Source organism: Rhizobium brockwellii, from assembly GCF_000769405.2.
In the GTDB taxonomy this organism is placed as follows: Bacteria; Pseudomonadota; Alphaproteobacteria; order Rhizobiales; family Rhizobiaceae; genus Rhizobium; species Rhizobium brockwellii.
The window spans coordinates 64,983-78,462 of the sequence record NZ_CP053444.1 but is presented as its reverse complement, the minus strand read 5'-3'; the positions used below and the strand labels follow the sequence as shown (position 1 = coordinate 78,462).

The window sequence follows — 13,480 nt, the reverse complement described above, 5'->3', positions numbered from 1 at the left end:
TGGATGCCAGTCTCATCCTCAAGCAGCCTGAGCTCAAGGGTCCTTTCATAATCTTGGCACTTAAGGATTTGTGGACCTTCGAGCGCCGAAAACAGGATGCGGGCAAAGCCCGCATCCTGTGTGGCGTTCGCCCTCAGTTCTTGGCGACGAAGTCCTTGACGTTGGCAGGCGTCACGAGCTGGAAGGGAATGTAGACCTTCTTGTCGATCTTCTCGCCCTTGGCGAGCTTGAGCGCTGCATCGAGCGAACCCTTGCCCTGGCCGGCGGCATCCTGGAACACCGTGACGTCGAGATCGCCCGCCTGCATGGCGGCAAGCGCGTCCTGGGTGGCGTCGACACCGCCGACGACAACCTTGGTCATATCCTTGCCGGCTGCCTTCAGCGCCTGGATGGCGCCGATCGCCATTTCGTCGTTGTTGGAGATCACGGCGTCGAATTCGATGCCGCTGGAGAGCCAGTTGGTCATCAGGTCGGCGCCCTGGGTGCGGTCCCAGTTGGCCGTCTGCTCTTCGACGATCTCCAGACCCTTGCATTCATCCGTCTTGATGACGTCATGAACGTCCTGGGTCCGCATGCGCGCAGCCTGGTTGGAGAGCTCGCCCATGATGACGACGGCCTTGCCCTTGCCGCCGAGAATGCGGCAGATTTCCTTGGTTTCCAGCGTGCCGGATTCCTGCTCGTTGGAAGCGACGAAGGCCTGATTGTCCGGCAGCGTGTCGACGTTGACTGGCTGACGGTTGACGTAAACCAGCGGAATGCCGGCATCGGCCGCGAGCTTCGACATCGCCGTGGTCGCATCGGTATCGACAGGGTTGACGATGATTGCATCGACCTTGGAGGCGATGAAATTCTGGATCTGGCTCTGCTGCTTGGAAACGTCGTTCTGTGCGTCTTCGACCTGCAGCGTCACACCGCTGAGGGTCTTTGCATAATCGGTCATGCCGTTGCGCAGAACCGTCAGGAAATTGTCGTCGAATTTCGCCATCGAGACGCCGACAGTTTCCGCGTGAGCGGCCGTCGACATGACGAGCGCCATCGCAGTGCCCAGGATAAACTTTTTCATTTTACTTCCTCCACAAAGCGGTGCCCGGCTGCACCCTCCTCACGCCGGGTTTCCAGCACACTGGCCGAAAACAATTATCAGGGCTGCCAGAAAAAGGCCGAACATCATCATAGGTATCAAGACAATCTCGATGCTGACGACTAGCCCTCCTTCGCCGCTACGTTGACTCGCGCGAACCGAAATTTTTTGGTGCCAATTTGATGATTTAAGTCCGCAGTCTTCAACAGCGCCAATGTCGAGGGTCTTTCATCGAAGACACCACAATAATCCAAAGCCGACACATGCCATATTGTCCAATCTCTTCGCCAGCTGCCGCGTGATCGCGAGGCAACGTGGCGCAGTTTTGGCAGCTTCTATCTATTTCGTTTTGCGGTCCATTCATCTTTGTTTGTAAATCCTCTCATTCTTGAAAGAATCGTCGCCGTGAATGAGAGAACCCTATCAGTCCCCGGATATTTTCAGACCGGTCGAGGCGGCAAGTCTACACTCACCCTCGCAGAGCTCCTGGCTCCGGCGCAGACCTCTCCGGATACGTCGTTGGCGACGACATGTTATCTGCACTTGTCGATGCAATCTTATTTCATGACCATGTCCAATCGCTGGCGATAAATTGTACAAATACACAAGGCGTAAAAACGATCGTGGTCCGAATTCTCGACCGAAAGCTGACCGTCGTGCACCTGCCATGGCGACTCTGTCAGCGTCAGCTTCGGACTTCTTGAACGGCGGTCGAATCCCGCGCGTGCCTCTCTGCGGCCGCGTTAAGCTCCAAGAAGAAGTGATGCATTGAGACAGTAAACTCTGCAAATGCGATCGGCGACGACCGGATTCAAGCCGTGCCGGGCGCTGGTGGACGGATCTGGAATTGAACGGGTGTGGGATCTTTGAAACGGTTGATCATGCCGTGGCTGCCTTGCGGCGGATTTCGGGCGTGCACAGTCAAGCATGCGATTGTGAACGGCGCAGCTGATGACGCCTTCGGTCTGCTGACCAGGCCGCGACCTCGCCCGCAGACGCCGCCCGATGATGGACTTTTATCGCCCGATTGGCGTTTCGACCAGCGAGCGTTGGCCGTAGCCGTTAGAGAGTTGCCATGTCATGCGGCCGCCAAAGACATGAAGTGCGATATATATATAAATATAAAGTAATATATTCCATAGCTCACGGGCTTGTCACAACAGAAAGTAAGATCTGCCAAATTTGAAACGATATACTTTGAAATATACCCTACAACTACCTCTACCATATGCTCGTCATGCACACGCTGATCGGCATCGGATGGGTCGGCCACTGGTGGCTTTGGATCGTCGAGCCGGTCGGAACCGTGGAATTAGCCGCTCTATCATGGGCGCTGATCGAAAAGCGGGCCATGAAACTTCGCTCATCGCTAGTCACCAGACGGCTTGCCGTCGCTTAAACGGGAAGCTCCCGTTAAAAGATCGGAACTCCAATGGAGGCGCGCCGCCCGCTGAGTATCGTCCAACCGTGATTTGGGCCCAGGAGCCTTGTCGTTGATCAGCCCGGCCATGCGCATTGAACCGCAAGACCCAATCCCGCACGATCTGAAGCGTGACACTGCCCAGCCGCGCCGCATTCGAGCGCGAGCCGCCGTCATAGATCGAGGCTAGCGCCAGGAGACGGCGTGCCTGCGCGGCATCCGTGGTCTGGCGCGCCAGACGACGCAAACGCTCTGCGTCGAAATCCTCTCGTAACGAAACCGCTGAACCCATCACCTCCGATTTGCACCAAAGATTCAAATTCATCGCATTTTGGGAAGCCCGTGAGTCGAATTCAGAGCTGGCTGCTCTTGAAGCTGAAAATCGCAATCTGAAACGGCTCATGCTCGTGAAGTTCCGTGGGGAGAACGATAGGCTCAATCCCATGCTTCGCCGTTTTGGTGGCGCATAAGCGCCAAATCCAGAGGTCATATTATGAGACGTCTTCACGGACGCGCGACGCGTTTTTGCTTGGAAGACACGCGGCGATGCGACCTGCGGTAGCTCTGGAAGTCTGCGACATGCCCACAGCGAAAGCATGATCCAAAAAGCCTGATCGTGTTCTGGATCGGAGATATTGGTTACGGTAGCAGGCCCGGGTCCGATCAAGCTCCTATACTAAACGGACGACACCGGCGGCCTGGTGATCTGCCCAAAGTGGAATACCTGGTTTTCATTTTGGCGGCGATCGAATTGACTGCGCAATGATCCCAGCTCTTTTCGACCAACAGACGAGGTCTTTACGGAAGGGGGTGCAACGGATGCAGATCAGAATGTCTTCGGCGTAGGCGGATTTTCGCTTACGGTTCGCCTGAAATGTCGACCACGTTTTCTTTTGCCGAATCGGATATTAGCAAAGGTTATGAAGAGCGAACAACGACGCCTTGCCGCGCAAAAAGCCTTTGACCGTCTCCGTCGCGCGGGATTGCCGACGGAGGAGGATCCGCGTTTCCTCGTATGGATCGAACAATGGATTGCCGGCGAAATTGAAATGCAAGAGGTTCGGGAACGGTATCTTGGGTTCCTGCGAGAACAAGCTTCCGAACTCAAGCGGCGTGCGCTTGCCAGGGGCGCCAAGTTACCTTCCGATCCCGGACCGCAGCCGATCGACGAAATTGGCGTTGGTACACGGAACGTTTAGCGGTATGAGTTAGGCAGGGAACCGCAACAGCTCTTGTCGTTTAGTCAATGCCGACCTGCCACTGAACTTACATCCAGCGGCGGTTAGAGCCTCGGCGGCTTTGAACCACCCCCAAACTCTGGACCAGCTGAGGCTAGAGTTTTCCGGCTTCATTCAGGGAGGCGGGCTGGTTGCGCCTCCTGATTTCATCAGCGAGATCGGCACCTTATTGCCGATCGCACCATGTGGCCGAAACTCATTATACTCTCTACGCCAATCCTCCATCTTTTCGCGGGCATCCGCAAGGGTCAGGAACCAGTGCTGGTTCAGACATTCGGCGCGGAAGCGGCCATTGAACGCTTCAATGAACGCATTGTCGGTCGGTTTGCCGGGGCGTGAGAAGTCCAAGGTGACGCCTTTGGCATAGGCCCAAAGGTCAAGATCGCGAGACACGAACTCAGTCCCCTGATCGACACGGATCGTCTTCGGATAGCCAACTTTCCGGCATACCCGTTCCAAGGTTTGCACGACATCTTCACCTCGATAGCTGTGACGTGGATCAAGCACCGGCACATAGCGCGAGAAGGTGTCGACCACCGTGAGCACCCACAGCTTCTTGCCGGTCGCGAGTTGGTCGTGCACGAAGTCCATCGCCCAGACATCGTTCGGTCCAACGGCCATTTGCCGATCTTCCCGCAGCTTGGCTTTGACCCGTCGCTTCGGCGTCTTGTTGCGCAGTTGCAGGCCCAAGTCCCTGTAAATGCGATAGGTTCGCTTGATGTTGGTCCCCCAACCCTCGCGTTCCAGGAGTACATGTACACGACGATAACCATAGCGCACACGGCTCTCGCAGATCTCACGAATTCGACGTTCCAGACCGGCCTGATCGGCACGGCGAGAGGTGTAATGGTGGGTCGACCGATCGAAGTTCAGTGCCCCACAGGCACGCCGGATCGAGATCATCCAATCCCGGCACATGCCTTTCACCATCTCGCGTTTCCGAGCAGGCCTTAGAGCTTTCGCCGGATGACGTCCTGCAACATCTCGCGGTCCAGCGTCAGGTCCGCGACGATCTTCTTCAACCGCGCATTCTCGTCCTCGAGCTGCTTCAGCTTCTTCATCTCCAGCGGCAGCATGCCCGCGTATTTTTTCTTCCAGTTGAAATAGGTCGCCTGGCTAATTCCCGCCTTGCGGCAGATCTCCGCCACCGACACTCCTTCATCACCCTGCTTCAAAATGAACGCCTTCTGTGCGTCCGAAAACTGCGATGCTTTCATCGTCTTCCGTTCCTTTCCCAGTTTGGAAAATGCACCGGAAAACTCTAACCAAAAACGGTCCAGTTTGAAGGGTTCAGATCAAGGTTCAGATCAGCGTCAATGTGCATGGAAATGAGCGCTTACAGTAAATCTACTCATTTACCTCGCCCAGAAATGATTATAACTGAATTGGTGTCTTCAATAACACTCGCCTCAGTTGGAGCTGGGCCAAGAAGCGGTCCAAACGAATGGAGGCACCGTAAACTTAACGCTGCGAAGACAAGATCTCGGAGTGAGGCTTTGGTTCGTTTGGTGTGAAGGCGCGCGATTTGGCGCCATGCTTGCATGGCAGTTGCTCGCAATTCTCGATGGTGGGCGGATGGAATATCGTTGCAGGGAACGGTAAAGAGGTTGGCGATCGGGGCGTGTACGGAAACGAAACGCTGACGCTGTCGCGCTGACCAGAAGCGCTTCATGATCCTCTCTCGTCGTCGGACGGGTTTATGAGAGTTCTCCGCCCGATTGTTCAGGCCCTTGTGCGAACGATGCTCGACGCCCGGCACGATCTCTCGCTTTGCTGCGCCGCGTAGGACTGCAGCTTGTCGGTGATCGTCACACGCGGCGAACGGCCTTGGCCTCCTGCTGTTGCTTCAAATGGAGGTTATGATGAGGGAACAACGTTGGTGGACGCAGACGGCCCTTTTCCCCGGTGTGCTTGCTATCGCGACATCATGGATCATTCCTTCCCTCTTGCCTCCGTCGTTGTCGTCGTTAACCGTTGACCTTGCACCATCTGGCGTGGGGTTGGCGGTTCTGGCTATCTCAGGCCTGGGACTCCGCATTGGAAACGATTGGCTCTTGCCTTGCGCCGTCCGACCGTTTCCGCATTCTGATCTGGTCTGAGTGGTGGATAGGTATGTCTTCAGAACCCGAAAAGCATGTCGACCAAAGTTCGGCCCGGACTGCGGCCCGTATCTCAGCATCGGTGCATCAGCGTGTTGATTTCGAACTACGTCGGCTGGAGGGTGGCAAGTGGCGGCTTCGGGTCATTTCCCAGCAAGCGTTATATTGGATGAAATCCATGAACGTGGGCTCTGGCGAGGACGAGCTTTATCTCAACCTGATCGCCGCGAACGATTTTCTGAGAAGTGTTCGACGTCACGGCCTCACGACGGAATACATCGGCCCCCTGGGACGTTGTCTGCTGTGAGCCGGTCCGTGTCGCCATTGTTAAATGGGCCCGGAAGCATCCTCTACCGGGCGAGGACGGCATTTTATGCGTTGTCCATCGTTGAAATGAGATTAGGAAACTTTGCCATGTATGTCGCCAGCGGCAGGGGATCATTGTCCAGCACTGGAAACGGTCCGAGCGAATTCCGACACGGCGTGACCGCTATGCCGGAATATACCATGCAGGGAGCGGACTATAGCCGCCAGTTTGCGGGTACCGTATTTGCGCGTTTGGATGCGCAGGATCACACACATTACGACCTCAGCGATTTCGGCTACGTATCCTATGAGGGGCGAGGCTATGCCATCCGCGGCGGCAATCATTTGGCTGGCACCCACATCGTGGGAGCGACGAAGGCCAATTCCGTCGTGGACAAGAACCAGCGCGGCTGGGACCAAGAAAACCTCTACCTCGTGGGTGGCGGCAGTATGCCGATCATCGGTACAGCCAATGTCACCTTGACGCTGGCCGCCATGTGCCTCCGAAGCAGTCGCGACATTCTGAAATGTCTGCACTGAACAAAGACCAATATCCGGTACGCGGAACGAACTGCGGAACTCGACGCAAGCGACACGACGCCGGACTGTGCACCTAACTATATTCCAGGGAGCTTGAGGATGGATCCTTATGGCATTAAGACGCTCGATGAGCTGAAAGAGTTTCTCCACCGTGCGATGCAGCTCGAACATGCGACGATTCCGCCGTATCTGACGGCACTTTACTCGATTAAGCCCGGTGTGAACCGGGATGCGGCGCAAGTTCTCCGCGTGATCGTCGTGGAAGAAATGCTGCATTTGACCATTGCGGCCAATATCCTCAATGCCATCGGTGGCACGCCGGATCTTACTAGGCCAGATTTCGCGGTTAACTATCCCGCCTCGCTCCCTGACGGCGAGACCGACTTTAAGGTCAGCATACAGGCTTTCAGCCGTGAAGCCCTGGCGACATTCTTGAAAATCGAGCGGCCGGCCCGGCGCCCCGAACATCTCGCTGGCAAGGGCCGGATACAACGCAAGAACTCCCCGCATATCACAGCGCTTGGCAGTGATCCGAGGCATGAAGATCTCCATTTTTACAGTATTGGCGAGTTCTATTCGGCAATCGCAGACGGCGTGAAATACTTAGAAGCCGAAGCGCGCCGGGCGGGCACAACGATTTTTATCGGCGACACGTCTCGCCAGATTACCTCGGAATATTATTATTCCGGCGGCGGTGCGTTGTTTCCCGTGACCGATCTGAAAAGCGCCCTCGAAGCCATAGAGCTCATCATGGAACAGGGCGAAGGTGACGGTAGCGGTATCTACGACGATGACGAGCACGAACTGGCCCATTACTATCGTTTCGATGAACTGGTCAAAGGCCGCTATTACCGGAAAGGTGATCAGCCCGACCACCCCACGGGTCCGCATTTGCAGGTCGACTGGGAAGGCGCTTATCCCATCAAACCGAACCTCAAGGTGGCGGAAATATCCGAAGGCTCGGAATTGCGGGAGGCGGCGACCGACTTCAATACATGTTATGGCGAGTTTCTGGAGCTTTTGACGCGTGCCTATAATGGCCAGCCGAGCTTGCTGCTGGAAACCGTTCCGATCATGTTCGAATTCCGTAATATAATCGTTGAACTGATCCGCAATCCCCTGCCGGGGCATCCCGGTAAGTACAGCAGCCCCACCTACGAGATTCCCCACAGTGCCGAACAGGCAGCTGTCACCGGGCAAGCGGAGATGATCGCATGAGAAGACGAAGCTCAGGGTGACGGCCGGAATATGAAGCAGGACTTCCTCGGCGTGGCAGCCTGACCTTGTGGCTGACACCGGAAGCCCTGTCCAAATGGTATGCTCCAAGACGCAAGACCCGCGGCGGCCAGCACCGTTATTCAGATCTGGCAATCGAGACCACCTTGACGCTGGGCCATGGTGTTTGGCTTGCGGCTTCGCCAGGCAGAAGGCTTGTTGGAATCGGTGCTGCGGTTGATGGGCTTAGCGCTTGCCGTCCCGAGCACACCACGCTGAGCCGTCGGCCGCGCGCACGGCGATCTGCCGGGAAGCGGCCCGGAAATCAGGTTCCACCTGCCGGACCGTTGCATGCTCTGGTGGACAGCAGCGGCCGGCAGGTTTACGGCGCGGGCCAGTGGCTGGACGAGAAGCATGGCGCCAGATCGCGCCGAGGTTGGCGAAAGCTGCATCTGGCACTGGATGCCGATAGCGGCGAGATCGTTGCCCATACCCTGACGGATCAAGAATGCTGGCGATGTCTCTCAAGTTGCGCCACTCCTCGACCAGATTGGCGGTCCGATCGGACAGTTCACAGCCGACGGTGCCTATGATGGAAACCCTACATACGACGCGGTCATCGATCATAGCGCGGCGGCGGCTATCGTCATTCCGCCTCGCGCCAACGCGGTCGAGCCAAGCGACGATAGACCTCCCGGCCAACGGAACCGGCATATCGCCGCAATCAACAGTGACGGCCGGATGAAATGGCAGGTCTCTAACGGCTACGGCAAACGCTCGCTGGTTGAGAGGTTGTGACGGCAATCGGGCGATACAAGTCCATCATCGGGCGGCGTCTGCGGGCCAGGCGCTGCCGGGTCAGCAGACTCGCGAACTTCTAAATTCGCGCAAAATATACCGGTCTGATGCTCTCGCAAGTGAAGCGTCTATGCCAGTTTGGAAGGGCGTACGTCAAGCAGGAGAACGTCGCCGAGCTATCGCTGAACAAGACCTTGCTGCAGGGGTGTCTCCTTCGTTCGTGCAAGCGTCATGGTTATCCAGGTGCCAGGCGCGGGCCTCGTGAGGTCACCACCACCAACGGGATGGTCCGCCTCCCCCGCGCAAGCCCTCGGCATCAGCAAGCAGGGAATCGTTATGTTGGGACATTTATGCATGCCGCACAATCGTCCTTCGGAGATCCTGCTTTCGCCCAACTACAACGCACCGGCATAATGATGGACAAAACAGTCGATCAACATTCCGTAAATCTTGTGAAAAAACGGCTTCGTGCCCGAACTATCTATTGGGAACGGCGTGTGCGGATCTGTCATCATGACCTGCTGCAACAGCAATCCACGCGAGCAGGGCCGGATACATTTATGAAACGGCAAGCGTCATTTGCGACGTCGCGGTCCCTTGCACGGGTGAGGCCGCCCAAACATTTTTTAGCCGATGACGCAGCAGGACGGCAACGTTATTCAGGGCACCAGATGCGGCACGAGGTTACCTCGTCCTGTGAATGGGATCGCTCGCCGCGGCGCTTGACCGTCGTCAAATGATCCCACCGGAGACAGCGCTGTGAGGCAAGCAGGATCCTATCCCAAGGAGTTTAACGCCATAGCACTGGCCCACCGGTGTTTTCCGGTAGGGTCGGTTGTTGATGACAATCAACTTACGACATCGTCGTCACCTTGTCGGCTCCGCGACATGCATTCTTCCTCCCCCAATCCCGTATTTTCCGCCCACATCGCTGAAATAGCAGCAAATAATTGTCGTCAGCTCAATCGGCGGCTTGGCATGAATCTTGAGAGCTATTGCAAGGCAGCGGGAGCGACCGGCGCCATCCACAGTGCGGCATAACCGCACCGAACACGTGAAGGAATACAAGCTATGACACATGCGACCACCAAGGAATTCACAGCAGCAATGCAGATGAGCCCGACGGCGGTCAGGGAGGCATTCCGCATCGCCCAGGAGGTCGAAACGGTTCAATCGATGAGCAATCAAGATGACAAAGCGGAAGAGGGCCTTCTTCGTCAAGCGGGTCAGGGATGGCACGAAGGGGTTCGCCAAGGCGGATTACGGCAAGAGGGAGGTCGCCATCGAGGATATCGGCAAGTCCAAGTGGAAGCCCAAAAAGCCTAAGCAAAAAAGGAGCGGCGAAGGACACAAGATGGCACCTTCCACACAATCGGCGAACGCTTCTAAGCGCTTTAATCTCCCTTTGCGCCCCATCGGGGCCGGCGCGCGGCTGATGTCATTGCTCACGATAAGGTGCAGGGATTTCCCGACCGCACCTCCGGCTTCGTGTGGCACGAAACGCAACGGATGAAATGAAGGAAAGTCAGACAACATGACAGATCTAATAGCGTCCATTATGAGCATGGTTCTCGCCTCAACGTTGGTTGGCGCGCAAAGCGAGAGTTCAATCATTGTTGACAGTGCCACCAATGCCATCGCATGGGAAGGGGCGAAGGCTGGCCTGCAAACCCAAAACGGCCCGGTGCAGCCGGGCGACGAGCCCGTCGCATTATCGATTTCCACCCGCTGCGAGACGACGGCAAAATTTGGCTCCAATGATCCGGATGATCCAGTCGACGGCACCGTCAACCAGACCATCACCGAGTGGTTGGCGGCCGGCAACAAGGCCGATTGGAAATCCGACTTCGGTCTGGACGGCCCCGCTCTCGGCGACGCAGAAGACGAAATTGAAAGCGCCGGCTACGGCAAGGATCTCTTCCTGACCGGACTCGAGACCAAGACCCGCGGCATCGATCCACATCGAAAGCAAATACTACCCCACCGCGGCATGTTCGATAATTCCGAGGGCATTCTCGAAAACACCATTTCAGCCGCCGCCAATGCGTTCAAGTACGGTTTCCATGGTGTCGAACTCGATCTTCGCGCTGATAAGAACGGCCATGCCTGGATGATGCACGACACAACACTCGGGCGGGTTACCGGCGATCCGAACAATTGCCTGATTTCGGATGTCTCTACCGAGGAAATCAAGAACATGAACCTCTCGATATGGAATCCCATCACTAGTAACCGCACGCTGGCACTTGACCACAACGGCAATCCGCAAAAAATGGAGGACCTGCAGAGTATCATCGATTACATTCGTGAGAAAAAAAGAAACGGCGACGAGTTCAACGTCCTCATTGACCCCAAGGACGAAGGGTCGACGATCGCAGCAATCAAGATGCTCTCGGCGCCTGAGAATGCTGACGTACGGAGCCGCCTCGGCATCAAGATCTATTCGACCTATGTGCCCACTACCGATCGCGTCATTGCCAAATGGGACAAGAAGACCACCAATGTACTTGATGCGCTGGAGCAGGCCAATGTCGCCGTCCAACCGGACAACAAGCTCAACCTGATCCCGGTTCTCGGCACAGTCGAAGAGGTCCAGTCTTCTCACATCGAAGGCGATTCAGTGACCCAGGCTAGCGATTGGCTGACCTCCTTCGACAAGCTGGGCGACCTGACCATGGTGCAAATCTCCCGCCTCAAGGGAACCGCTACCTTCGACGAGATGAACCAGGTGACCAAGACATTCCGGGCAGCGGGTGAAACATTCGCCAACACGCCTCTCACGATGTCCTATATCTCCGAAGCCTTCTCCGTGAACGGTCAGAAGTTTTACTACAGCCATCAGGGCGTGCCGATCACCCTGCCCGGACGTCCCGACATGGATTTCCGTGCCACTTTCGGCGCGCTTGAGCCCTACGCCGACGTGCTGGTGGCCGACAATCCTTATCTGGAGACGCTCTATGCCGCTGGCTTTATCACCGAAGGCAATCATGCGGACTACTCTTTTCCGATCGATGCACACTACAACCCGGCATCCATAATCGACGCACCGAAGGATATCATTGGCAAGCCAAGCTGGATGAGAAAGTCCACGCCGGCGTCTGATCGATAGCCACACCTACTGAACTGGATGTGGCCGAGTTGCTGGCCGCGCCTTGGGATGCGACGGCCAGCGGCGATGACAGCGAAGGCGCCTTGCCGATGCACAGACGATCCGCGCCATCTTGTTCGCCAAAGCAACAGCGACGACATTGTACGGCTTCTTCACCAGAAGCTCGGCGGCCCAACGCGTCGGTGCAGTTTTGGCCTTGCGAAAGGCCGCCGCTGATCGTAAGATCGCCGAGGACGTGTTCGTCGCCTCAGGCTGAGGAAGTCAATCGGAATCTGTCGCTGATAGCTGGTGCCTCTTTCCCATTCTGGATCCTTCCAGGGGTTGTTTCGAAAGCAACCCGCGGACGAATAGATGCCGGACCCGACATAGGCGGTCCACTTGATGTCGGCATAGTGGACACCGGGCGCCGACCGCGATACTGCTGGTCTCGTTTCCGTAGATGATCCGGTTCAACTGGGTCACTCCGGCGACATAGTGATCGAGTTCGGTAAGGGATGGATTGAGCGGTCGCTCCAGTCATGATGACTCGCAACTATCCCAGTCGTAGTCAACCAGGTGACCGTTGCCGCCGGTGCCGACCCTTCAAGCTCCAGTCGTTGTCAATCTGGGCGTCAACACCAAAGTGAAAAGGCTCATCCCCTTGCTTTCCCAATTCAGCTGGCTGAGCTTGCGTTGTCTTCATAGACAAATTCCTGGGCCTTGATGTTGGCGAGGCCGAGTCCGGCGAAAACGACGATATTGCCGTCGTCGGAGGAAAGCAGAGCGTTGTCTGCGGCGGCCAGTTGCCGCGGATCTTGACGTAGGTCTCGTCAATCCGGACAGAGCCGAAATGCGGCCGCCGGAACTGGCGAAGCCGCTTTTCGATCATCGGCGCCTAGGCCAGAACCCAACGGTTGACGTTGCTATGATCGACCTCGAAGCCACGTTCCCGGAACATCTCCTTAAGATCCCGATAGCTGAGTGGATAACCCAAATACCAGGCAACCGCCTGCACATCGGCCATGCCTCGAAATGCCGGCCATTGAAATCATCCTTCGATTGCCGCTTCAACTTTTCGTCAATAGCATTCAGAATCATAGGCTCGCCCCTCAACTTTCGGAGCGGCATCTCTCTTCCCATGGTCAACATACCGTTGAGCGCCAAAATTTGCGACAGGCCCATGCGCAGCCTTCCTTGGAACGATCAGCTGGGCTTCCGGCCATGTAATATGCCGTCGAAATGTCGCTGAGTACTCTGCGCACGCCGCGCACGCTCTCCGCGGTGACCTTCGCTGCTTCCCTTTTCGACGGACACGCCATTCTTCCGCGCAAGGTCACCTCGCCATTGAGAACCGTCACCTTCACGACATCGTACGTCAGTCCGAGTTCCAGTTCCAAGCGCATTCTAACTGCAGTGGAAAGGGCGTCGTCGCCGATAGGAATGACGGTGTTTGCGGGCATAGACTCTTGCTCCGTTGCGACGGCGAGATCCTATGTCTGGTTTGCCGTTGCGGCGTTGATGCAGATCAACTGGCGGCCACGCCGCAAGCCAATCTCCGCGGCGGTCCCACGGTCGAAGATGATTGAGCGGCGCGCGAGGTGCGGTGCCGGCGCTGTCACATTTTTTGAATGGCAGGCGAGTCAAGGCCCGTGCGGACGGCGTTGTCACGTTGTTTGAATGTGGTCACGTGAGACC

At 56.5% G+C, this 13,480-nt stretch carries 9 protein-coding genes and 7 pseudogenes; 8 read left to right on the top strand and 8 right to left on the bottom strand.

What is annotated here, in order from left to right:
* Positions 1 to 133: 133 nt before the first annotated feature.
* Both RLCC275e_RS33180 and RLCC275e_RS33175 read right to left on the bottom strand, forming a co-directional pair.
* Entirely contained in the window at positions 134 to 1,063 is a 930-nt protein-coding gene (locus RLCC275e_RS33180) for a sugar ABC transporter substrate-binding protein (RefSeq protein WP_064649233.1), read from the bottom strand.
* Between the two features lie 911 nt (positions 1,064 to 1,974).
* A pseudogene (locus tag RLCC275e_RS33175) lies at positions 1,975 to 2,169 on the bottom strand (IS5/IS1182 family transposase); the annotation flags it as partial.
* A gap of 128 nt (positions 2,170 to 2,297) precedes the next feature.
* Between RLCC275e_RS33175 and RLCC275e_RS34140 the strand changes: the two are divergent.
* A pseudogene (locus RLCC275e_RS34140) lies at positions 2,298 to 2,480 on the top strand (nodulation protein NodX); the annotation flags it as partial.
* A 106-nt stretch (positions 2,481 to 2,586) separates the two neighbouring features.
* Here RLCC275e_RS34140 and RLCC275e_RS34545 read toward each other — a convergent pair.
* Positions 2,587 to 2,793: pseudogene (locus RLCC275e_RS34545) on the bottom strand (IS630 family transposase); the annotation flags it as partial.
* Positions 2,794 to 3,421: 628 nt separating this feature from the next.
* On the opposite strand from RLCC275e_RS34545, the gene RLCC275e_RS33165 reads away from it, so the two are divergent.
* Positions 3,422 to 3,700: a hypothetical protein gene (locus tag RLCC275e_RS33165; RefSeq protein WP_082229783.1), complete on the top strand. Its 279-nt coding sequence runs from the start codon at positions 3,422 to 3,424 to the stop codon at positions 3,698 to 3,700.
* A gap of 153 nt (positions 3,701 to 3,853) precedes the next feature.
* Here RLCC275e_RS33165 and RLCC275e_RS33160 read toward each other — a convergent pair.
* Positions 3,854 to 4,956, bottom strand: a protein-coding gene (locus RLCC275e_RS33160) for an IS3 family transposase (RefSeq protein WP_115156625.1) whose coding sequence is annotated in 2 segments (ribosomal slippage) — positions 3,854 to 4,695 and positions 4,695 to 4,956 — 1,104 coding nt in all. Because the reading frame shifts where the segments join, the coding sequence is not laid out codon by codon here.
* A gap of 302 nt (positions 4,957 to 5,258) precedes the next feature.
* A pseudogene (locus RLCC275e_RS34540) lies at positions 5,259 to 5,569 on the bottom strand (DDE-type integrase/transposase/recombinase); the annotation flags it as partial.
* Positions 5,570 to 5,776: 207 nt separating this feature from the next.
* On the opposite strand from RLCC275e_RS34540, the gene RLCC275e_RS33155 reads away from it, so the two are divergent.
* The 6 genes and pseudogenes from RLCC275e_RS33155 (at position 5,777) to RLCC275e_RS33130 (ending at position 11,806) form a co-directional block, all read left to right on the top strand.
* A complete protein-coding gene (locus RLCC275e_RS33155) occupies positions 5,777 to 6,145 on the top strand; it encodes a hypothetical protein (RefSeq protein ID WP_130671807.1) in 369 nt (122 codons plus the stop codon).
* A 185-nt stretch (positions 6,146 to 6,330) separates the two neighbouring features.
* Positions 6,331 to 6,684 (top strand): annotated as a pseudogene (locus RLCC275e_RS33150) (GMC oxidoreductase); the annotation flags it as partial.
* Between the two features lie 99 nt (positions 6,685 to 6,783).
* Positions 6,784 to 7,902, top strand: coding sequence for a ferritin-like domain-containing protein (locus tag RLCC275e_RS33145; RefSeq protein ID WP_033181969.1), 1,119 nt, complete (start codon positions 6,784 to 6,786; stop codon positions 7,900 to 7,902).
* A gap of 65 nt (positions 7,903 to 7,967) precedes the next feature.
* Positions 7,968 to 8,492, top strand: a complete 525-nt coding sequence (locus RLCC275e_RS33140) for a transposase (protein ID WP_162804549.1) — start codon at positions 7,968 to 7,970, stop codon at positions 8,490 to 8,492.
* Between the two features lie 1,276 nt (positions 8,493 to 9,768).
* On the top strand, positions 9,769 to 10,023 hold the full coding sequence (locus RLCC275e_RS33135) for a hypothetical protein (RefSeq protein ID WP_156667821.1): 255 nt from the start codon (positions 9,769 to 9,771) through the stop codon (positions 10,021 to 10,023).
* Between the two features lie 208 nt (positions 10,024 to 10,231).
* Positions 10,232 to 11,806 carry a glycerophosphodiester phosphodiesterase family protein gene (locus tag RLCC275e_RS33130; protein ID WP_082229786.1) on the top strand — a complete coding sequence of 525 codons (1,575 nt, stop codon included), beginning with the start codon at positions 10,232 to 10,234 and terminating at the stop codon, positions 11,804 to 11,806.
* A 6-nt stretch (positions 11,807 to 11,812) separates the two neighbouring features.
* Here the strand turns inward: RLCC275e_RS33130 and RLCC275e_RS34535 are convergent.
* From RLCC275e_RS34535 to RLCC275e_RS33115, 3 genes and pseudogenes are all read right to left on the bottom strand, one after another.
* Positions 11,813 to 12,034: pseudogene (locus RLCC275e_RS34535) on the bottom strand (hypothetical protein); the annotation flags it as partial.
* Positions 12,035 to 12,584: 550 nt separating this feature from the next.
* A pseudogene (locus RLCC275e_RS33120) lies at positions 12,585 to 12,883 on the bottom strand (transposase domain-containing protein); the annotation flags it as partial.
* 44 nt (positions 12,884 to 12,927) lie between these two features.
* Positions 12,928 to 13,245: a BON domain-containing protein gene (locus tag RLCC275e_RS33115; protein ID WP_082229787.1), complete on the bottom strand. Its 318-nt coding sequence runs from the start codon at positions 13,243 to 13,245 to the stop codon at positions 12,928 to 12,930.
* Positions 13,246 to 13,480: the final 235 nt, after the last annotated feature.